The organism is Bacillus sp. 5RYD7K (assembly GCF_059831465.1).
The window spans coordinates 3,605,256-3,626,504 of sequence record NZ_CP191200.1; the positions used below are offsets into that span (position 1 = coordinate 3,605,256).

Below are 21,249 nucleotides of genomic sequence, written 5' to 3' on the forward strand. Positions count from 1 at the left end.
GATATGTCATGGGGTTTATCAATGGATTGCTGGGTAATGCGTCGACAATATCGACGGCTGAAGCAAAAGAAGAACTGGCCCGTATTCTGCTGGAAGGTGAGAATGTCAACGCCGCGTTTAAACTCGTCCGCGATATCATTGTCTTTACGGATAAGCGTCTTATTCTTGTTGATAAACAGGGACTTACGGGTAAGAAAACAGAGATTCAATCCATTCCGTACAAAAGCATTTCCAGATTCAGCGTAGAAACCGCCGGCCGCTTTGACTTAGATTCAGAGCTGAAAATTTGGATATCCGGCGCGGAAATTCCCGCTGTCTCAAAGCAGTTTAAAAAAGATGAAAGCATTTATGATATTCAAAAGGCTCTTGCCGCAGTTTGTATGTAAGAAAAACGGAAGCCCGGGGAGCTTCCGTTTTATTAATTACAGCTTTGCCTCGATTTTTGCCTTCGTTTTCGGGCCGTAAACACCGTCAGCCGTTAATCCGCTGACGGATTGAAAACGTTTTACGGCATTTGCCGTTTTCGGGCCGTAAACGCCGTCAGCCCCGTGATGTTTTGCGCCTTTATCAGGATAAAAATAAAGGGCGGATAAAGCGTTTTGCACTTGTTTCACGTTTGTCCCTTTCGTCAGCGGGTTTGTCACTTTAATCACTCCGGACGGGAGCGGATAGGAAGACGCAGCCTGACTTTTCGAGGAAGATCCCGTCTGAGACAGCTTGATCACCTGCCCGACTGTAATGAGATTCGGGTCGGTGATATGGTTTAAGCTTTGCAGCGATTTTACACTGACACCGTGTGTTGCGGCAATCTCCGACAAGGTGTCGCCTTTTTTCACATGGTATTCAGATACCGAAGAAGAAACGGCGGCCTTTTTCGCCGGCATACTGCCGTTTAATTTCTTTTCAATTTTCGCCTTCACTTCATCCCAGCGGCCTTCAGACAAAATGCGGTGCGGGCAGTACTTTCCGTTCCAGTCCTGGTGCTTTCTGATTCTGTCAATCCCCCATCCCCGCTCCTTCAGAAGCTGAGCGGCAAACTCAATCGCCAGTTCTTCTGCGGCTCTGTACCGTTCGCCGCCTGACTTGCTGTAACAGATTTCGATAGCAATCGACTTCCGGTTTCCGGTGCCGTTTGTGCCGTCTCCCGAATGCCAGGCATTCCGGTCCAGCGGAATGCCCTGAATCACTTCTTTGTCATCGACTGCAAAATGATAGCTCGTTGATTCGCTGTTCCCCGTCATATAGCTGATTTCATTGGCGGCGGATGCGTCGTTTGCCGTGTTATGGATGGTAATATACTCCGGCGTCATTGGGTTCGGACATTTTAACGCATATTTATCAGCCGATACGAGCCGTTTTTTCACTTCAATCCCCACTCTTCATCTCTCCTTATGCCTTTTTCATAAATAGGTGGCATTCGTAGGACAGACGCCTTGAGTATATAGACCCCTCAATCGGATAAAAGTGGAATGTTTGCGCTTAGGCAAAAAAAAGACCCTTCCTAAGAAGGGTCTTTACTTATGTTTGGTTGCGCGCGGCAATATGAAATGTGCCGTCCGCTTGGTTTTCCAAATGGCTTTCATGGCCGATTCCCTGTGTAAAGCTGAACCCGACAGCAACAAGCAGCAATCCTGACAACAGTTTAGATTTCATATAGACAATCTCCTCTCTGGATTTGTTTTTGGGCGTGCACCATTTTTTCATAAAACGTGAGCGCTTTTTCAGGCTGTCCGTGCTCCATGTAAAATTTAGCTGCGTCATGCGCCAATTCTTCAACATACGGATACAGCATGTGCTCCTCCAGAAACTCAAAGGTGTGCCTGACGCATGCGTTATCCATCTTGCCGTATAACGCATGTAAAAATTGAAACAGCTTGACAAACAATTCATCATTGTATTCGCGGGCGATACTAAGCCCGAGGCGGTATTGCTTCTCTGCTTCGGCAATGGTGTTCTGTTTATAAAGGACCTGTGTTAATGAGTAAATAGAATGCGGAAGATTATCGAACTTTTCTGACTTGCAAATGGAAACAGATGTCTCAAAATATTCGGCTGCTTTAGAGAGGTCTCCCATTTTTTCATAGCAGTTTCCGAGATTATATAAGGCTGAACTAATAAGACGGGGATTGCCTTCTTGTTTCGCAAGATCTAAAGCAAGTTCTAAGTGGGGCAATGCTCTTTCTGGATACTGCATGTCATCATAATTCCCTGCAATAACGAATTCACATTGGATTCTGCGGACGTTGTACGTCTCATACGATTGGTACGTTTCAAGGGCTTGTACGGCATAACTCATGGAGACGTAGGTTTGTTTCAGGTTGTAAAATATCTCGGCCATTTTAAAAGCAAACTCAGCTTTCTCGATGTCATCAGAAACGAGTGCAAGGTTTTTTTCAGCCCGTTTGTAATACATCATGGCGTTTAGGAACATCTTCTGTTTAAACTCATACATTCCTCGAAAAAAATTAAAATAGTAATCAAGCAGTCCTGTCAGCTTATACTGGCTGCCTTCAATGTCTTCCAATAATTCTGAAAACTCAGGCTGAGAAGGGTCCTCCTTTAAGGGCTTAATGTAATCCAGCATGACGCGGTGTCTGAATTCCATTAATGAATAATACAGCAGCAGATCCTGATCTTCTTCCATATCCTCGATCTCTCTCTCTACTTCACGTTTGACGCGCTCCGCCTCAAGGACGTGAAACTGCCGGATATGGGTATACCATTCATTAATTTTGAGCCCGACAAAAGAGGACGGAATAGTCTGCTTCATCCTCAATTAATCCCCCCTTTTGGAATGACCGAGATATGTCATATTTTATCATATTTGCTAGAAAAAGAAGAACGCAAAAAGACCGCAATTGTCGAATTTCGGAAATCCGCAACGATTTCTCCTCATTAAGAGCTTATTGCTTGTTTCTTCCGTGCCGTTGATATAGCATATCCTTGCATCATTTTAATTCTTGATCAAATGGGGGTTTTCACATGACAGCACAAAATCAATTGGTCAGCCACTTTCTGTCACATCGAAACGTGACGATTGAGCTGGCGGAAAAAATCAGCCGCGAACATTACGATTACAAGCCGGCAGAGACATCAATGTCCGCTCAGGAACTTGTAAAACACATCGTTTATTCTTTTCTCATGTTTGCAAACGTCATTAAGGACGGAGACGGATCAGCCATCCAGAACAAGCCGAAAGAAGAAGCAGAAACAGACCTCGTCAAACTGGCGAAAGCATGTACTGAAAAAACGACAGACATCCTGTCACAGCTGACTGAAGAGCAGCTGAACCGCGAAATTGACCTGACTGCCTCTTTCGGCAGAAAAATTACCGGCTCCGCTCTCCTTCAGCTTGCCATGGAACATGAAATTCATCATAAAGGCAATCTTTTCGTGTATGTAAGAGAAATGGGCCACACGGAACTTCCTTTTTATCAGCAAAAATCATAATCCGGCCATCCGCCGATCTGCGAAATAACAGCAGGCCGGCGGATTTTTTTGTTCTGTATAAAATTTTCCGAAAATTTAATTGATAATCGCCCCTTAATCATATATAATCTGATAAAAATAGTAGGATTATTCAGGAGGCACACAGATGACTGTAAGCATTGTGTTTATGGGGTTCATTGTCGGAACGCTGGTCGGATTGACGGGTGTTGGAGGAGCAGCGCTTTTAACTCCTTTACTGATCGTTTTGGGAATCAACCCGTCAATTGCCGTCGGCACGGACCTTTTATATAACTCGATCACCAAACTGTTCGGTGTCGTTTCTCATTGGAAGCAGCGCACCGTTCATTTTAAACTTGTCGGCTACTTGGCGCTCGGAAGTATTCCCAGCGCAACAGCCGCCATCGGCATTCTTCACCTGTTTCCCGCTTTTCACCAGCATCAGGAGCAGATTATTAAACAGGCGCTCGGCTACGTGCTGACTCTTGTCGCCATTTCCATTATCGCCCGCCTTTTTTTCGATAAAAAACTGCGGCCGAACCGCTGGCAGCAAAAAACGCTTGAAGAAAAACGGACACTCATGATACTGATCGGCGTCATTTTCGGTTTCATCGTCGGCTTGACATCTATCGGGTCCGGCTCATTATTCGCGATCGCCATGCTGTACCTGTTCAGAATGAAAACTGCAGAAGTGGTGGGAACAGATATCGCACATGCCTTTTTGCTCGTAACGGCCGCAGGTCTGTTAAACGCAAGCTTCGGCAGCGTCGATTACCTGCTCGTATTGAATCTTCTGCTCGGCTCCGTACCGGGTGTGCTCCTCGGCAGCTTCTTTTCGCCGAAATTCTCTCCGCGCCCGCTGCAGTTTGTGATGGCGGCGATTATTTTGATCAGCGGAATAAAATTAATATAAAAAAAAGCGTTCTTTACAGGAACGCTTTTTTTGGAAAATACCCCCAACGAGGCACCTCTATTATTACCTTACACTTATTAAAATATAAACAGCAAACATAACAATGTATACCAGAAATGATCCAGCCATAAATTTTACGGGTTTTCTTGAGACGTTTAATACTCCTCTTAATCCGTCATTCAAAATCATTCCGAAAAATGTCACCAGTGTAACTCCTAAAGCGAGCATTGAAATCACAAAAATAACCTGCTCCATGTCAAATCACCCTCCATTTACATTCTATTTTTTCAAATATGCCGATTAGTCTGGGAAAAGAAAGGACGATTGCGACCGGACATTTTCATTACCAGAAATGAAACGTTACGAGGTTCATAGCAGCAGAAAAAAATGCCGCTATTAATCGCTTGCCGGGACTGAAGTTGGAGGAAATATCCCTAAAAGAACTTTAAGCAATGTCGTTTTTCCTGCACCGTTGGGACCGAATAAACGCATCATTCCTTTCCGCTTTGTCTGTTTATAATATAAACTTACGAGGTTAAAAAGAGGATATCATCAAGGTTAATTTACGTTTAAATTTCTCAACATCAAAAATACGTGAAGCCTCTAAGGCTTCACGTATTCACTGCTGTTTTGATAAATAATAAAAACCGTTCCGTTTTGATTGCTCTTTATTTTATGTTCAAGCCCCATTTGTTTAAGCATCATATTAATGATCGATAAGCCAATCCCGGCGCCTTTTCTTTCAGATTTATTATTCATTCCCGGGCCCCTATCCTCAATTATGATTACGGGTTTGTTTTCAATTAGCTTTGTCTGTACAGAAACGTATTTTCCTGAACGAGCATGGCGCAAAACATTTTGAAAAATGTTATCAAGAATTCTCTTCAGCCAAGTCTCGTCTATTTCCCATACGATGTTTTCCGTCAGATCAATATCTATTGTAAAGTGCTCTTTCTCAAAAATCGGATACCAAGCTGTTAACGAGGAACGTATTATCTTTAATATGTCACAACTCTTTTTATGAAGCGGCAATTTACCTGCGGCAAGAAGAGAAAATGATGACAAATTGTCAATCAGTTCGCCCATAAACGTTATTTTATCGTTTATGATGCCTAAAGAATGCTTTCCATTTTCACTGCTTATTTCATTCTTTAATGTAAATGTATGCCCTCTTATAACCGTAAGTGGGGTCCTTAAATCATGAGATAAATCAGCAATCAAGTTTTTTCGGATTTCGCCTTCTTCGCGCTCTTTTTGTCTGCTGTTCCTTAGTTCCTCAACCATCTGGTTGAATGAATATTCCACTTGGCCCAGTTCATCCTTCTGTTTAACTGTTACAAATTCCGGTATGCCGTCATTATCTTGTTTTTTCATATGATTCCCTAAAGAAATTAACCTTTTTTGTATTTTCGCAAAAAACATCCATGAATTAATCACAAAAAGTGAACAGACAAAAATCAAGGCGATAAACCATATATAGGAATACTTAGCCCTCATAACCTCCCATTGAGATCCTATAATTGAGCGCGGAGTTTCTAAAAATGCATATCCGCTGTCTTCACTCCCATTTACATAAGCACTCAGCAATACATATTTCTTTTGATTTTGTTCCATCAATTTTATCAATTCGCTAACGTGAATAACCTCACCCTTTTTGGCCAACCGTTCTGAGGTCGAAAACATCACTTTTCCCATATCATTTATCCATACAATATCAGAGTGTTTATATTGCTTCATGTGAGAGAAAGCAGACGTAATTTCCCGATTGGATTTCCCTGAAAAATCTTCCACATCAGACTTCCAATCACTTTCCAATTTGTTTGGTTCATAGTGTACTTGCCCCTGGTGATCAATCATGTATGTTAATGTGACATAGTATAAAAAATTCACGCCTAAAAAGGCTATCGGAAAAAATAAAATGGAGGCAACGATATTCGTAAGGTATTTTGTTGATAATTTCATTGTTTAATCCTGTATCCAATCCCTCTGATTGTTTCAAGAATTTCCGGCTCATTTGGATTGATCTCGATTTTTTGCCGTAAATGCCGGATATGCACCATCAACGTCTTATCCCCTTCGATATAAGGCTGTTCCCAAATATTTTCATACATTTGTTCCTTTGTTAATATTTGATTGGGATGTCTAAGCAAAAGCAAAAAAATCCTTAACTGCTTGTCAGTTAAAAATATTTCCTCATGAGTTTGATGATTTAAAATTCTTTTTTCTTTCAAGTGAACACTTAAGTGTTTTAGCTTCAATTCATGAATGGCAGTCTTGTCAAATCTTCTTAATAATACTTCGATTCGAGCGGCCAGTTCATCGGGATGAAAGGGCTTTGTGACGTAATCATCCGCAAATCCTAAGCCTTTCAGTTTATCTTCCAGACCCGTTCTGGCTGTTAAAAGCAAGAGCGGGATCTGCGGATGTGTTTTTTTCATCCTTTGACCGATTGTAAATCCATCTAAACCGGGCATCATTATATCAAGCACGATCAAATCTGCCTTTTCTATATATGTTTCGTAATGATAGGAAGAAGTGAGCCATATCGTCATATAGCCCCGATCTTCTAAATCATCCTTTACAAATTGGCCAATTTCTTGGTCATCTTCAATATATAAAATGTGATTCATGAGAGCCTCCTCTGACATTGCGTGATCTGAAAATCAATCTTCCATAATAATTATATATTATGAAAATTCCCTTTATTTAAAGTGTCATTCCATGATTATAACTTAATCAAGTATGCAGTAACATTTTTCTTCTGCCTGCATTTTCGGGACTTCCCATTTTCACAATCCAATTCAAAAACAAAAAAGCAACCCTTTCACGGATCGCCTTTTCCCTTATAACGTCACACCGGACTTAAAAATCGATCTGCCGGACTGATAAAGCCCGCAAGAAATTGCCTTCACCGAACTGAAGGAATTTTTCAGGATATTGAATGCAGCTGCCGCAAGCTGTCCGCCTTCTGCTGCATTCATGCACACGTTAACATTTTTCGGTACAAAAAACCCGGATATTCAGACGGGCAGTTTATGTGAGTTTTTTGATTGAATCTCTTATCATCACCTCAGTGTTTTCATATATTTTTTCCGCCGCCGTATTCGGATCAGCGATAAGCGCCAGAATCTTCTCTGCCCCGAGGATACTGATTTTTTCAACCGGGCGTTTTACGGTCGAAAGCCTCGGCGTCATGTACTGTGAAATGCCGATGTCATCAAACCCAATGACGGATATGTCTTCGGGAACGTTCAGACCTTTGGCGAAAATGGCGTTCATCGCTCCGATCGCCATATCATCATTTGAACAAAAAACAGCGGTAGGCGGTGATTGAAGCGCCAAGAGTTTTTCCATCGCCTGACTGCCGCTCTCCATATCGTAGCGGCCTTTTACACTGTATTCTTGCTTAATCGGAATAGAATGATCAATTAAAGATGACAAATAGCCTTCTTTCCGCTGAGAAGTTGACCTGAATCCTTCTTTTCCCTCAATGATCGCGATATCTCTGTGTCCGTTTGCGATCAGACAGTCGACCGCCTGTCTGGAGCCTTCTTTATCGTTTGACAGGATATTCGTGATGCTCCGGTCATCAATGTCCCAGTTCAGCACAACGAGCGGGATGTTTTTCTCACGGATATGATAAATAAAGGAATTATCACTGTCGCTTTGGCTCATTAAGATGATTCCGTCATATCTCATGGGCGTAATGGTTTCAAAGCTTTTCAGGTCGTCAATCGCGCGGACGAACAAATTATATTCCTCGCTGATTGTGCGGTTTACTCCTTTGATGGTATCGGAAAAAAAGCTGTGTGAAGTTCCGTTTGTGATGCTTGTAAAAAACAGTCCGATCGTATGGGACTTTTGCATGGCAAGGCTTTTTGCATTTACATTCGGTGTGTAATTCAGCTGTGAAGCGAGCTCTAATATCTTCTGTTTTGTATGCTCTTTAATGTAGGGGCTGCCGTTCAGTGCCCGGGATACCGTTGTGTGGGATACGTTAGCGAGTTTTGCGATATCTTTTATGGTTACCATCGGTTTTCCTTTCTCCCTGTATACTGTCATTTATTTCTATTGTACCATTAACGGACAGTCCATAAAATCACTAAAGTTAGGTTTTGCATGATGTAAGTCCTGAACGAGTTCGGCATGCTGCCTGTCTGTCAGCTTATCATCATACCGATAATCAGCATGACGCACAGCAAAAGGAGCCTATAATCCAGATTAACGTGCCTTTCGTCTGAGATGTATTCGGGATATAGCCGGTATTGATCAGCCTGATGACGGAAGACAGAAATTCAGCGCATCAGCCGCGGCGCTGACTGTGCACGTTAACATTTAGATATAAAAAAACACTGCCGAGAAAGTCGGCAGTGTCATTTAAAGGATTAGTAAGCCAGGCTGAATAATCCTTTGATATGTGTTAAATAACGTACGTTACTTGCTTCTTTCATTAAAGATGCCGGAAGACCTTTCAGCGGAGTAGAGTTCGCTCCGATGATGGCAACCGCGTCTTTACGTCCGAGACTTGCAAGCGTACCAGAGTTTACAGGCTTGAATGTTTCAAGCGTTTTTCCTTCTAAGTAAGCGAACAGGTTGTAACCGACAAGTTCACCCATCTGCCATGCGATTTGCGCTGTAGGCGGGTATGGACGGCCGTCCGGCGCAAAGTATACTGCGCTGTCTCCGACAACAAATACATCTTCGTGAGAAGTAGATTGTAAGAAATCATTAACAGTCGCGCGGCCGCGGTTCACTTCAAGACCTGATTCGCCGACTAACGGGTTGCCTTGTACGCCGCCTGTCCATACAAATGTGTTGGCAACGACTTTTGAACCGTCTTTCAGGTCAATGACGTTTCCTTCCACGTTTGTAACAGGAAGACCTGTTAAGAACTCTACGCCGCGTTTTTCAAGACTTTTTGTCGCGCGTTCGATAAGATCATCAGGAAGAACAGGAAGAATTTTCGGACCTGCTTCAACTAGTTTCAGTTTGATTTCTTTATGGTCTACGCCGTATTTTTTCGTAAGGTTCGGCATGATGTCAGCAAGCTCACCGACAAGCTCAACGCCTGTTAAGCCGCCTCCGCCGATAAGAATCGTTGCATCAGCTTCGTTTTTCGTTTTAGAGTATTCACGCACACGGTCTTCCACGTGTTTGTATACTTTGTTGGCATCCGCAGCGGATTTGAGCACCATGCTGTTTTCTTCGAGTCCAGGAATGCCGAAATAAGCCGTAACTGAACCAAGTCCGACAACAAGCGCGTCATAAGTCAGCTTAGAACCGTCAGAAAGGGCGACTTCTTTTTTATCAACTGAGAAAGAATTGACTTCTGCGATTTTAATGTCAACGTCTTTTCCTTTAAGAAGTTTTTCAAGCGGCATAGCAACAGCCTGTTCAGACACGTTGCCGGCTGCAAGGCGGTGCAGTTCCGTAATAATTTGGTGAGTCGGGTATTTGTTCACAACGGTTACGCGTGCTTCATCTTTACTGTAATGTTTGCGAACGGTTAAAGCAGAAAGAACTCCGCCGTAACCAGCGCCTAAAATGACAATATGTTTTGACATCGTATATCCTCCGTCCTTTATATCAATTTGAATCTGAGATTATTTTTGTTTTTCGTTCATGATTTCAAGATAGCTGTTAGCAAAACGGAACAGCTTTTGCGCTTGAGGATCTTTCAGCATGCGCAGCAGGCCGAAAAGTCCGATCGTGTCATTGCTTGCATCCGCGCGGTCTTTTGCTTCGATCGCAGTAGCCGCAATATCTTTCGCTGTTTCTTTCACAGGCTCAAGAATTTCTGTAAGCGCACCCACTGTATCGCTCTTCAATACTTCGTCTGTCGCTACAGACTGTGCAAAATCATAAGACTTCGTTAAAATATTTACTAACTCAGTCAGTTTTGGTAGCTGATCCACTAAAACAGTCAGTGATTCTTGAACTTCAGGTTTTAGCAGCTGATCAATAAGATCGCGTTGGCCTTGGCTGACAGATGCATTTGTTTGATCGATTGTTTCTGGCATATCCGATTCTCCTTTACTATAAGCAGTGTGCTGATTTTTTTGGAAAGGGTAGCCTTTCCCCTTTCATGCAGAAAAGCATGAAAAAGCAAGATTGTGAATCCGTGCACAATCAGTTACAAAAATAAATGTTTACTACCCAGTTTTTCACTTTGCCATATTCAGTATTATTTTTATATCAACAAAAACAATTGAATAAGTCAAAATTTCTTTTTCCTCTCTGAAAATAGCAAACATAAAAAACCCCAATTTGAATTACTCTTATATAATAACACTTTTTGAACAAAATTTGAACGTGAATTGTTTCGTTTATGAAATTATTTATATGGCGGGGGTGTAATAACGTTTCTTTTAGGCTATTTTTTTACAGACCATCCGCTTTTCCCCTGTCATTTCTCCCACATTTTTATAAGCGGGCCCGTTTTTCCCGTAAAGGGATCATATTCCGGGAGCGGGACACGGCTGATTTCTTCTGAAGTTCTATCATTTTTCTCCGTTTTTGTATCGTACTGCCGGCCGCCCGGGTAAGCCCCGATCACGGTAAAATCAGAACTGGCCGACAGTTTTTTATGTCCGGTGCCGGCCGGAATGACCGCTGCGTCTCCAGTTTGAAGAACGGCGTCTGCGCCTTGTTCCCCGCCGAACCTCAAAACCGCGTTTCCTTTTACCGCGACGAGAACTTCGTGGGTGGTGCTGTGAAAATGGTGATACGGAAATACTCCGCCCCTCCAGCTGTTCGACCAATCGTGCCGGCGGAGGACGGATTCCGCTTTTTGTACCGTTTCTTCATTAAATACCGCTTTATAAATGACAAGCGGGAGATTCGGATTATTCGGAATGCGGCCGTCATCTTCAAAATAAAGAACTTCAATATCCTCTTTCTGCATTGTGTTCACCTCCGTATATGTCTGTTTCCCATTCATCAGTTGTTAAAACGCTATTTTCACATATTCCATTGCGAAGCCTGCCGGTGAATAGTATAGTATAAAAAAATATGTGTCAAAATGAGGGATTTCATGAAAGCCATCATATTCGGAATATTGGCATCTCTGTTTTTTGCAGTCACATTTATTTTAAACAGGGCGATGGAGCTTTCCGGCGGAAACTGGATGTGGAGCTCTTCCCTGCGTTTTCTTTTTATGGTTCCGTTTTTATTTTTGATCGTTTATGCGAAAGGAAAATGGGTGCCGCTCTGGCATGAAATCCGGAAAAAACCGTTTTTTTGGCTGAAGTGGAGCTTTACCGGCTTCGTGCTTTTTTATGCCCCGATTACCTTTGCGGCGGCATACGGGCCGGGCTGGCTGATCGCCGGCACGTGGCAGGTTACAATTGTCGCGGGTGTGCTCCTGTCGCCGTTTTTCTATGAAACAAAAGATTCACCGGCGGGCCCGGTTCCCGTCAGACAAAAGATCCCGCTGATTTCGCTGGTTACTTCCGTCATCATCCTGATCGGAGCAGGCCTGATTCAGCTTCAGCATGCGGGCTCTCTGTCCGGGCGCACGATACTATTCAGTGTTGTGCCGGTCGTCATCGCCGCATTTGCCTATCCGCTCGGCAATCGAAAAATGCTGGAGCAATACGGCGGTAAACTCGACACGTTTCAGCGCGTGCTCGGCATGACGCTCGCAAGCCTTCCGTTTTGGCTTCTGATCGCCGCATTCGGCTGGCACAGAGACGGGCTTCCGTCAATGGGACAGACATTTCAATCTTTTATCGTCGCGCTCAGTTCGGGCGTTATCGCGACCGTGTTATTTTTCCGCGCCACCGATATGGTGAGGAATGAGCCGCAGAAGCTCGCTGCTGTTGAAGCGACGCAATCCGGAGAAGTTCTGTTTGCGCTGATCGGCGAGATCGTCTTTTTATCCGCAGCGTTTCCGTCACTTCTTTCGTTTGCCGGACTGTTCATTATTATTGCGGGAATGGTCATGCATACATTCGCTTCCCGGCAGGCAGACCCGAAAACGGCGGAACAAACGGCAGCCGATCTCACCGGTTCCTGATTTTTTTACGAAAGGTGTCATCCTGTATGAAAGAAGAAATTCCGGCAATATCTTTTCTGTCGGCCGGCAAACGCTATAAACAAAACAATACGTCCTTTGATGTCCTCAACCAGGTAACCGGACATATCCAAAAAGGCTCTATTACGGCGTTGATAGGGCCGTCCGGCGCGGGGAAAAGCACGCTGCTGTCACTGTGCAATCTGATGAATACACCTGATGAAGGCGAAGTGCTTGTATTCGGAAGAGAAATAAGGCGCTGGGACATCAGAGAGCTCAGAAAAACCGCGGGCCTTGCATTCCAGTCAGCTCCCGTCATCGACGGCACGGTGCGGGACAACCTTCTGCTCGCAGAAAAACTTCACGGCGTGCAGCACTATACGCCTGAAGAGCTCGCAGACTTCACTGATCTTCCGCACGGGCTTCTAGATCAGAATGCAAAAGAATTATCCGGCGGACAGCGGCAGAAGCTCTCGTTGGCGAGAACCCTCGCCAGCCTGCCGTCTATCCTGCTTCTCGATGAAATTACATCGGCTCTGGACCCCACATCTGTTCTCATCATCGAAAAGCTGATTACAAAGCTCCATCGGCAAAAACAGCTGACGGTCCTGTGGATCACTCATAACCTCGAACAAGCGGAACGGATATCCGATACGGTGTGGTTTATGGCCGAGGGCAGGCTTTTAGAGATCGCGGAAACGAAAACGTTCTTTAAAGAACCGAAACACGAAAAGGCCCGGGCGCTTTTACAAGGGAGCGGGTGCTGATATGGATTATCTCTCTCTGTTATTTACAAGTGTATTTGTCATTATCGCTTTATTTCTGTCTAAATCTTTTAAAGCCGGCGTAGAAAAAGATATGATCATCGCAACCGTTAGGGCCGTCATTCAGCTTCTCATCATCGGCTATGTGCTGTCGCTGATTTTTCACGGTGATCACCCGGTGTTTATCCTACTCATGGTGCTTCTTATGCTCACGGCCGCTTCGCATAATGTCGCCAAACGGAAAAAAATGCGGATCGGTTCATTTTGGCGCGTTTTTCTGACACTGGCTATTGTGGAAATCGTGACACAGGGAATTTTACTGGCCCTTCATATCATTCCGTTTACTTCAAGATATGTCATTCCGATAAGCGGCATGGTCATCGGAAATTCCATGGTGCTTTCAAGCCTGTTTTTAAACCGGCTCAGTTCGGAAGCGGATCTGCGGAAGGAAGAAATTCAGGTGATTCTCTCCCTCGGCGGAACGCCTAAGCAGGCAGTCCGCCATATATTGACGTCCAGTATGAAACTCAGTATGATACCGACACTGGAAAGCCAGAAAACATTAGGTCTCGTTCAGCTTCCCGGCATGATGACGGGGCAGATTTTAGCGGGGGCTGATCCGATACAGGCGGTGCGCTTTCAGCTGTTGATCGTATTTACAACGATGGCCTCCGCTCTTCTTACATGTATCATACTCAGCGCCTTAACGTATCCATCCCTTTTCACGGAACACTGGCAATTAAAAAAATTCAGCAGGGAAGCTTAGGCTTTTCCCTGCTGAATGATTGTTTATGACAAGGTCAGAGATTCATAGTAACGGGATAATTCAATAATCATCGCTCCCATCCGCTCAATGTCCGGAGCAAGGACCCTCTCCACCCCTTCATCCTTGATCGCTTCAGCCGTCACTTTGCCGACTGCGGCGGCAAGAACATGGTTTTCGAATGCTTGCTGCAGTTCTTTAGCGGACCCTTTTTCTTTTGCATAATCAAAGAGAGAACGCACTTGAATGGCTGTCGTAAAACATACGGCGTCAACCTCGCCGTTTAACAGCTCTCCCAGCAGTTTATCAACCGTCTCCCTTTCAGGCGGAATATGCTGATAAGGCAGAACGGGGAATACCTCCGCTCCGTTTTTCTCGAAGAATTCTGTTAAAACGGGCGCTTTTTCGCCATGAAGCTGTATCATGACTTTTTTGTCTTTAAAGTCAAACCGTTCCAAGGAGCGGATCAGCCCTCTTGTTGTACCGTCTTCATCAGAGGCATGCGGCGTGATGCCGAGCTTTTTTAAGGCCGCATATGTTTTATAGCCTCTGCAGCCGATTTTCGTTTCGTGTACGGCCGCTAGAAATTCTTCTTTCAGACCTATTTTTTCTGATACGGACAATAACGTTTCTGTCCCGATGCCTGTGGTGAATATGACCCAGTCGGCTTTTTGCTCAGCAAATGTTCTTACGTCAGGTTCTATCTGATCCTCCGCCAAGTATACGGTTCCTTGGAGGGAACGGGTGACTGCCGTTCCGCCCTGCTTTTCTATTAATCTTGTGATCTCTTCTGTTTTCCGCGAACCGCCGATGGCAATCCGTTTACCTTTCAATCCTTTTCCCATCGCTGTTTTTTCTTCCCTTCAGATGCCGGGCGCCCCATGGCAGGCCGTCATTTATTTCTATTATTGTTACGCAATCAGCCGGGAAAATCAAGATATGCTCCGTTGAATCCCCCGTGCAGTTGCTGTATCATTAACCGGGCAGAATGATTTGATTCGCGGAGGGACTTTCAATCATGGAAACAAAAAAAGAGTTCGAAACAAAAGGTTACGATACTTCGGTCATTTATGAGTTCAATGAATATCCTGATGTTCACAGCGGCCGATGTGATAATTGCGACTATACGCTGTTTAAAAGCTCAGTGAAGGGCGGAAAATTTTTGCGGGAATGCCGGAGATGCGGCATGAAGAAAAATATATAACAAAACAGGCAGCCGTCCGGCGCTGCCTGTTTTTTCAATCAATTTTCGACGGACGCCTCTTTCAGAAATTCTTCAATGGCACAAACAGCCTGTTTGGCGCCGCCGGTTTCTTCTATTTTCTGCTGCATGCTTTTCACGCGGCTGAGGATGTTTTTATCACCGTAAACTTTCTGCACGTCTTTTTGGAGACGCGCCGCAGTGACTTCCTTCGGCGGCAGATGCACGCCGAGCCCCAATTCATCCACGCGCTTTGCAGTGACCTCTTGTTCGTGCATTTGCGGAACGACAACGAGCGGAACACCCGCATTCATCGCCTCCATTGTACTGTTCATCCCGCCGTGAGATACGAACAGCTTTGCTTTCTCCAGTACATCAAGCTGCGGAACGTGCTGGCGGATGATAAAGTGATCGGGCACATCCGAAAAACTGTCCGGATCAATTGTTGTGCCGACTGACATAATAACCCGCCAGTCTGAGTCCCGAAACGCATCGATACACATTTGGTAAAATTCAGGCCAAGCGTTAAACGCAGTTCCCAGTGAGATGAGCATAAGCGGACGTTCATCAGCCGCATCAATTTCCAAACTTCCCGTATTTGTGCGTTTCCCAAGGGACGGACCGGCAAAACAAAACCGTTCATCAAAGGTTTCCTGTTTCGGCTGAAAGGCTCTTGGCATAAAGACGATATTCAGTTTTTCAGGCATAAAAAACTCTTCCATCGTCATCCGTTTCAGTTGTTCATTTTCAATTTTCTCCTGATATTCTTCTATCGCCTGTTTGGCGGCTTCCATCGTTTCTTCGTCTCTTCCTAATTGAAAATACTCATTCATTGCATAGCTTGGGCAGAACTTTACGGCCGGGATGCCGCCATTATCCGCAAACAACTTTCCGGCAAGCGCTAAAAAATCAAACAGGACGATGTCGGGAAGGTCGTCTTTGTACAGCTCTTCCAGCTGCGGAAGCACTTCAACCGCTTCTTCCAGAAACATCACAAACGCGTCATTTTTATTGACCCGTTCTTTTATCGTCTTCGGATCCGCCTTAATGCTTGTGCGGTATAAAAGAGGAACGGCACCCGTTTTGGCAACGGCAGCCTCGAATTCCTCAGTCGTAGCGAATGTCACTCTGTGCCCGCGATTGACAAGCTCTTCGGCTACGGGCAGCGTGGGATTGACATGGCCGTGAGCGCCCACATTAATAATGGCGATGTGTGTTTGTCTCATCTTTGTTCCCCTCCCTTATTTTCGTTTATCTCCGCTTCTAAAGACTCCAGCCCGTACATGACACTGTTTCGGATCGGCTCAATCCGGACGGGCTCCAGGTGTGGAAAGGACTTTACAATTCCTTTCAGTGCGGCTTCCGCTTCAAGTCTGGCAAGCGGAGCTCCTAAGCAGAAGTGTACACCGAACCCGAAGGAGAGGTGCGGATTTGACCGGCGATGAATATCAAATACGTCAGCCTGCTCAAATTTGTTTTCATCACGGTTGGCAGATGCAATATAGCAAAGAACGATATCCCCGGTTTTCAGACGGCGGCCGCACAATTCAGTATCATGCCGGACCGTCCTTCTGACAAATGGAGCGGGAGCGCGAAAACGCAGTGTTTCCTCCACCGTTTGCGCGATGAGAGAGGGGTCCTGCCTCAATTCTTCATAAAGGCCGGGCGTCTCTAATATACTGTAAACCGCATTTGAAATGAGATTAGTCGTTGTTTCATTTCCCGCTACTAAAAGCAAATTGCAAAACGGAATCAGGTCTTCTGCCGAGAGCTTCTCCCCCTCTTCTTCCTCTTTGATCAAAATAGAAATAATGTCTCGGCCGGGCTGTTTTCGTTTGCTTTCTATTATTTCCGCAAAAAATGCCGCCAGCTCCGCTTCACATTGGTCACGTTCCTGCTGATTTTTCTCCGCCGCTTCAGGACTCGCGTCTTTCGGCATGCTGACGAGAATGTCCGACCATTTTTTAAACTGCTCCATGTTTTCGGACGGGACGCCTAATAATTCTGAAATCACCGTGACCGGCAAAGGATAGGAAAGATCTTTCACGATATCAATCCGCCCTTTGTTCTTTGCCTGTTTCAGCAGATTCTCTGTAATGTCTTCAATTCTCGGCTCCCATTCCTTTAGTACGCGCGGAGTGAAAGCGCGATTGACGGCCGATCTGATTTGGGTATGCTTCGGCGGGTCCATATTCAGCATGGACTTTGCAATCGAGCTTTTCACATCAAGCATAAGGCTTGAGAAAGTCTCTTTATCACTGATGACCCTTTTGACATCATCATATAAAAATACACTCCATACCTTAGTTTCTTCATCAAATTGAATGGGGCTTTCCCGTCTCATTTTTTCGTACCAAGGAAAAGGGTTGTATACGTCCAGGCCGTTTTTTCCTTTCATCAGGGTTCTTTGGATGGCTTGTCTCGGGCTCCTCAGCTTACTCATGTTTTATCACTCCTGATTGTTTCATATTTGAACAGTTGACCTACTTTGAATTTTATCCTAGCACATATTTTCAATTTTTTTCTATTCATAACCTTAACTATTAACATAACACAACAAAAGTCATGAATCCGGAGGTGAAATTTTTCCCAAGAAAGCAGCGTGAACGCACAAAAAACCCGAGCCGTAAGAGAGGCTCGGGGGATTGATGTTCACTCATTCGGCTGCGGTTCCTGATGGTGCTTTTGGTCTTCAGGGGGCCGCGTATTTCTCTCCATATCGCTTGTATCAGCACCCATGCCTTTCAGGAAAGAAAACAGCAGCGTGACGGCCTTGTTGATTTCCGGGTCTTTTAAAGCGCGGACGATATCAAAATAACCCGTCTTTTTGCTGCTGTCCTTCTCCTCAACAGCCTTTGTGACGCCCGCGTTGATTTTGACGATAAACGGCTCCAGCTGTTTTACATCAAGCATGCCGAGGACGCCGGTTAACAGCAGGAGATTTTTCAGCATATTGGCCGTTTCCGGCGTATTCGCCTTCTTCACGAGGATATCCATCACTTTGTCGCCCTGGCCGAAAAGCCCGCGCAGAAGCGCCAAAACGCCGCGCTCATTCATGTGCTGAAGAATGTGCAAAGACTCCAAAATCGCGTCTTTATTTTGCAGAAGAGCCGTCTCAATCTCTTCTAAATCCTTTCTTCGTTTGTCTTCTTCCGTGACGGTCTGTTTTCGGATGGTGCGGGTTGCTTTAGCCATTTTGCTGTTTCCCCCTTTTTACCGTGTCTCCCGGAAATACATAATCTTTTCGCGCCCATTTCCGCTCAACCTGGACACCGATCTGCGGCTGCGGGTTTCCATAACGGAAATTGATTTTCGGAAGCGGATTAATGCCTTCTTTTTTCAAAACCTCCATCTTCGCAGAGGTTTCTTTATAGGCTGGTGTATCCGTATCCTTATCCGCATAGCTGCTTGTTAAAAGGTTAATGGCGGCATCTTTTGAATCGTTCATCGGCAGATAAACCTGTTTCCCTTTTACCCGGTCTGTAATGACGCATTTGACTTTCACATTTCCGTACGGTGATGTCAGGCGGACAAGCGTCCCGTCTTCAAGCCCTCTTTCTTCAGCGAGTTCGGGTGAGACCTCCAGAAACACACTCGGTGTTTTTTCGGAAATTCCTTTTGACCGGTAAGTCAGGTTTCCTTCGTGAAAATGCTCAAGCAGCCGCCCGTTATTCACATGGAGATCATACTCTTCATCAAATTCTTTCGGCTCGGTCCACTGAACGGGATAAAGAACCGCTTTGCCGTCTGAAAACGGGAACTTCTCTGTAAATAAAAGCGGTGAATCGGTTCCGTCCGCTGCAACGGGCCATTGCAGTGAATTGTAGCCTTCGAGACGTTCGTAAGTGACGCCTGCGTAAAGCGGTGAAAGCATCGCCGCTTCTTCCATAATGTCTGCCGGATGTTCATAGCGCCAATCAGCGCCCAGCCGGTTGGCGATGTCCGTAATGATCTGCCAGTCAGGCTTTGAATCGCCCAGCGGTTCAAACACTTGGTAAAGGCGCTGCACCCTCCGTTCCGTATTCGTAAACGTGCCTTCTTTTTCAAGGCTCGGGCTTGCCGGGAGCACCACATCGGCGAACTCGGCCGTCCGTGAGAGAAAAATATCCTGCACAACGAAGAAATCAAGCTTTTCAAAGGCGGCATGAACATGGTTGATGTTGGAGTCGACAAGCCCCATTTCTTCTCCTTTTAAGTACATGGACTTCAGTTTTCCCGAGTGGATGCCTTCGATCATTTCATGATTTGTCATTCCGATTTCTTTCGGCAGGTCTGCTCCCCAGCCCTGTTCATACTTTTTGCGGGCTTTTTCATCCGTTACTTTTTCATAACCGGGGAAGCTGTCAGGCATGCTGCCGAAATCACTGGCACCTTGCACGTTATTATGGCCCCGAAGCGGATATGACCCTGCCCCGGGCTTGCCGTAATTTCCGGTCACAAGCAGCAGGTTGGAAATGGCCGTGCTCGTATCACTTCCTCCGATATGCTGGGTAACCCCCATTGCCCACAGCGCGCACACGCTGCCGGCTTCATGAATCATCCGTGCCACTTTGATTAAGGTCTCCTTATCCACACCGGTATGTTTTTCCGCATATTCCATCGTGTAAGGTTCAAGGCTTTTCACGAATTCATCTAATCCGTTCACTCTTTCATTCAGAAATGCAGTATCCGCCAAATCGTGATCAAGCAGATACTTCGATACGGCATTCAGCCAGACAATATCCGATCCGGCACGCGGCTGGAAAAACACGTCGGAGCGCTCGGCCATTTCATGTTTTCGCAAGTCCGCCACGACGAGCTTCTGTCCGTGCAGCTTATGGGAACGTTTAATGCGTGTAGACAGAACGGGGTGAGACTCGGACGTATTTGAGCCGATAATCAGCACGAGCTCAGCTTTTTCTATATCTGTAATCGATCCTGAATCGCCGCCGTAGCCGACCGTTCTGAACAAACCGGCCGTAGCTGGAGACTGACAGTAGCGTGAACAGTTGTCGACATTATTTGTGCCGATCACGGCTCTGGCAAGCTTTTGCATCACGTATGATTCTTCATTCGTGCACTTGGAAGATGTGATAAAAGCAAGCGCGTCCGGGCCGAAATGTTCTTTTATATCGGTAAATTTATCGGCGATCAGCTGCAGCGCTTCATCCCATTCCGCCTCCCGAAACGAGTCTCCTTCCCGTATAAGCGGTTTGGTAAGGCGCTTTTCACTATTGACGAAATCCCAGCCGAATTTTCCTTTTACACATGTCGAAATTCCGTTTGCGGGCGCCTCGGCCTGAGGTTCTACCTTTAAAATGTCTCTTCCTTTCGTCCATATATCAAAACTGCAGCCGACACCGCAGTATGTGCATACGGTTTTCGTCTTTTTGATTCTTTCATCACGCATGGCCGATTCCATGTCCGATATGGCTAAAATCGAGCCGTAGCCGGTTTCGACGCCTTTTGTGATGTCAATCATCGGCCGAAGCGTCTCTTCATTGATGCCTGTTAAATAGCCAGCTTCGCCTTCCATGCCTTTTTCCATCATGGCATTGCACGGACATACGGTTGAACAATGTCCGCAGGAAACACATGATGATTCATTGATCGGCACATCCTGATCCCAAATGACCCGCGGGCGTTTGCGCTCCCAATCGATGCTTAAAGTCTCGGTTACCTGTACGTCCTGACAGGCTTCGACGCAGCGTCCGCATAAGATGCACTGATCGGGATCATACCGGTAAAACGGATTTGATTCATCTTTAGGATACGGTTTTTGATCAAAAGGAATGCTTTGATGATTGATTTTCATTTCCTTTACGGTATTATGTACTTCGCAGCTCCCATTGTTGTAATCACAAACCGTGCAGTATAATTCATGGTTGTGCAGAATGTTGTCCATGCCGATAATCTGCGCTTTCTTCACATCGGACGAAAGCGTATCAATGACATCTCCGTCCTTTATTTGCGCGGAACAGGAACGGACGAGTTCCCCGTTAACACTGACGATACAAGTATCGCACGTTTCAATCGGACCGAGACTCGGATGATAGCACACGTGCGGCACGTCAATTGAACTATTGTTCAAAAGCTGCAAAACGGTTTGTCCGTCTGCGGCTTCCATTTCAACGCCATTGATTGTAACCTTCTTTGTATCAGCCATTT

At 45.3% G+C, this 21,249-nt stretch carries 23 protein-coding genes; 7 read left to right on the top strand and 16 right to left on the bottom strand.

Annotated features, from left to right (window positions below; all coding sequences use genetic code 11):
• Positions 1–8 precede the first annotated feature (8 nt).
• Positions 9–386 (top strand): PH domain-containing protein, encoded by a 378-nt coding sequence (locus ACQE26_RS17550; protein WP_047475428.1) that lies wholly within the window; start codon positions 9–11, stop codon positions 384–386.
• A 36-nt stretch (positions 387–422) separates the two neighbouring features.
• On the opposite strand, the gene ACQE26_RS17555 is transcribed toward ACQE26_RS17550, so the two are convergent.
• The 3 genes from ACQE26_RS17555 to ACQE26_RS17565 all read right to left on the bottom strand — a co-directional run bounded on the left by ACQE26_RS17555 (position 423) and on the right by ACQE26_RS17565 (position 2,776).
• Positions 423–1,376 carry an N-acetylmuramoyl-L-alanine amidase gene (locus ACQE26_RS17555; RefSeq protein WP_500470177.1) on the bottom strand — a complete coding sequence of 318 codons (954 nt, stop codon included), beginning with the start codon at positions 1,374–1,376 and terminating at the stop codon, positions 423–425.
• Between the two features lie 142 nt (positions 1,377–1,518).
• Positions 1,519–1,653 (bottom strand): PhrA family phosphatase inhibitor, encoded by a 135-nt coding sequence (locus ACQE26_RS17560; protein ID WP_016936467.1) that lies wholly within the window; start codon positions 1,651–1,653, stop codon positions 1,519–1,521.
• Positions 1,643–2,776, bottom strand: a complete 1,134-nt coding sequence (locus ACQE26_RS17565) for a response regulator aspartate phosphatase (RefSeq protein ID WP_438421689.1) — start codon at positions 2,774–2,776, stop codon at positions 1,643–1,645. The genes ACQE26_RS17560 and ACQE26_RS17565 overlap by 11 nt, the downstream gene beginning before the upstream one ends.
• Before the next feature lie 206 nt (positions 2,777–2,982).
• On the opposite strand from ACQE26_RS17565, the gene ACQE26_RS17570 reads away from it, so the two are divergent.
• On the top strand, positions 2,983–3,450 hold the full coding sequence (locus ACQE26_RS17570) for a DinB family protein (RefSeq protein ID WP_438421687.1): 468 nt from the start codon (positions 2,983–2,985) through the stop codon (positions 3,448–3,450).
• A 145-nt stretch (positions 3,451–3,595) separates the two neighbouring features.
• Positions 3,596–4,360, top strand: coding sequence for a sulfite exporter TauE/SafE family protein (locus ACQE26_RS17575; protein WP_047475431.1), 765 nt, complete (start codon positions 3,596–3,598; stop codon positions 4,358–4,360).
• Between the two features lie 63 nt (positions 4,361–4,423).
• Here ACQE26_RS17575 and ACQE26_RS17580 read toward each other — a convergent pair whose 3' ends face one another.
• The 8 genes from ACQE26_RS17580 to ACQE26_RS17615 form a co-directional block, all read right to left on the bottom strand.
• Positions 4,424–4,615 carry a Mas-related G-protein coupled receptor member D gene (locus ACQE26_RS17580; protein WP_438421685.1) on the bottom strand — a complete coding sequence of 64 codons (192 nt, stop codon included), beginning with the start codon at positions 4,613–4,615 and terminating at the stop codon, positions 4,424–4,426.
• A gap of 141 nt (positions 4,616–4,756) precedes the next feature.
• Positions 4,757–4,855 (bottom strand): ATP-binding cassette domain-containing protein, encoded by a 99-nt coding sequence (locus ACQE26_RS17585; RefSeq protein WP_500470178.1) that lies wholly within the window; start codon positions 4,853–4,855, stop codon positions 4,757–4,759.
• Between the two features lie 108 nt (positions 4,856–4,963).
• Positions 4,964–6,322, bottom strand: a complete 1,359-nt coding sequence (locus ACQE26_RS17590; RefSeq protein ID WP_500470179.1) for a HAMP domain-containing sensor histidine kinase — start codon at positions 6,320–6,322, stop codon at positions 4,964–4,966.
• Positions 6,319–6,990, bottom strand: coding sequence for a response regulator transcription factor (locus ACQE26_RS17595; protein ID WP_500470180.1), 672 nt, complete (start codon positions 6,988–6,990; stop codon positions 6,319–6,321). The genes ACQE26_RS17590 and ACQE26_RS17595 overlap by 4 nt, the downstream gene beginning before the upstream one ends.
• Before the next feature lie 403 nt (positions 6,991–7,393).
• Positions 7,394–8,392: a LacI family DNA-binding transcriptional regulator gene (locus ACQE26_RS17600; protein ID WP_500470181.1), complete on the bottom strand. Its 999-nt coding sequence runs from the start codon at positions 8,390–8,392 to the stop codon at positions 7,394–7,396.
• Positions 8,393–8,745: 353 nt separating this feature from the next.
• Positions 8,746–9,924 (bottom strand): NAD(P)/FAD-dependent oxidoreductase, encoded by a 1,179-nt coding sequence (locus tag ACQE26_RS17605; protein WP_016936473.1) that lies wholly within the window; start codon positions 9,922–9,924, stop codon positions 8,746–8,748.
• A 39-nt stretch (positions 9,925–9,963) separates the two neighbouring features.
• A complete protein-coding gene (locus ACQE26_RS17610) occupies positions 9,964–10,380 on the bottom strand; it encodes a helical membrane plugin domain-containing protein (protein ID WP_016936474.1) in 417 nt (138 codons plus the stop codon).
• A gap of 386 nt (positions 10,381–10,766) precedes the next feature.
• Positions 10,767–11,264 (bottom strand): cupin domain-containing protein, encoded by a 498-nt coding sequence (locus ACQE26_RS17615; RefSeq protein ID WP_060963027.1) that lies wholly within the window; start codon positions 11,262–11,264, stop codon positions 10,767–10,769.
• A 129-nt stretch (positions 11,265–11,393) separates the two neighbouring features.
• On the opposite strand from ACQE26_RS17615, the gene ACQE26_RS17620 reads away from it, so the two are divergent.
• From ACQE26_RS17620 to ACQE26_RS17630, 3 genes are read left to right on the top strand one after another with little or no spacing between them, the layout of a single operon-like run.
• Positions 11,394–12,377 (top strand): DMT family transporter, encoded by a 984-nt coding sequence (locus tag ACQE26_RS17620; RefSeq protein WP_016936477.1) that lies wholly within the window; start codon positions 11,394–11,396, stop codon positions 12,375–12,377.
• Positions 12,378–12,403: 26 nt separating this feature from the next.
• Positions 12,404–13,141 (top strand): ABC transporter ATP-binding protein, encoded by a 738-nt coding sequence (locus tag ACQE26_RS17625; RefSeq protein WP_500470182.1) that lies wholly within the window; start codon positions 12,404–12,406, stop codon positions 13,139–13,141.
• Between the two features lies 1 nt (position 13,142).
• The gene (locus tag ACQE26_RS17630; RefSeq protein ID WP_500470183.1) at positions 13,143–13,904 is read left to right on the top strand and encodes an ABC transporter permease; all 762 of its coding nucleotides are present in this window, start codon (positions 13,143–13,145) and stop codon (positions 13,902–13,904) included.
• A 23-nt stretch (positions 13,905–13,927) separates the two neighbouring features.
• Here the strand turns inward: ACQE26_RS17630 and ACQE26_RS17635 are convergent, their stop codons facing one another.
• A complete protein-coding gene (locus ACQE26_RS17635; RefSeq protein ID WP_500470184.1) occupies positions 13,928–14,746 on the bottom strand; it encodes a uroporphyrinogen-III synthase in 819 nt (272 codons plus the stop codon).
• A gap of 173 nt (positions 14,747–14,919) precedes the next feature.
• Between ACQE26_RS17635 and ACQE26_RS17640 the strand changes: the two genes are divergently transcribed.
• Positions 14,920–15,105 carry a DUF8096 family protein gene (locus ACQE26_RS17640; protein ID WP_003154919.1) on the top strand — a complete coding sequence of 62 codons (186 nt, stop codon included), beginning with the start codon at positions 14,920–14,922 and terminating at the stop codon, positions 15,103–15,105.
• A 38-nt stretch (positions 15,106–15,143) separates the two neighbouring features.
• On the opposite strand, the gene ACQE26_RS17645 is transcribed toward ACQE26_RS17640, so the two are convergent.
• From ACQE26_RS17645 to fdhF, 4 genes are all read right to left on the bottom strand, one after another.
• The gene (locus tag ACQE26_RS17645) at positions 15,144–16,328 is read right to left on the bottom strand and encodes a macrolide family glycosyltransferase (protein WP_500470185.1); all 1,185 of its coding nucleotides are present in this window, start codon (positions 16,326–16,328) and stop codon (positions 15,144–15,146) included.
• Positions 16,325–17,545, bottom strand: coding sequence for a cytochrome P450 (locus tag ACQE26_RS17650; RefSeq protein ID WP_500470186.1), 1,221 nt, complete (start codon positions 17,543–17,545; stop codon positions 16,325–16,327). The genes ACQE26_RS17645 and ACQE26_RS17650 overlap by 4 nt, the downstream gene beginning before the upstream one ends.
• 209 nt (positions 17,546–17,754) lie before the next feature.
• Positions 17,755–18,297: a helical membrane plugin domain-containing protein gene (locus ACQE26_RS17655; RefSeq protein WP_438421676.1), complete on the bottom strand. Its 543-nt coding sequence runs from the start codon at positions 18,295–18,297 to the stop codon at positions 17,755–17,757.
• A complete protein-coding gene (fdhF, locus tag ACQE26_RS17660; RefSeq protein WP_500470187.1) occupies positions 18,290–21,247 on the bottom strand; it encodes a formate dehydrogenase subunit alpha in 2,958 nt (985 codons plus the stop codon). The genes ACQE26_RS17655 and fdhF overlap by 8 nt, the downstream gene beginning before the upstream one ends.
• Positions 21,248–21,249 lie beyond the last annotated feature (2 nt).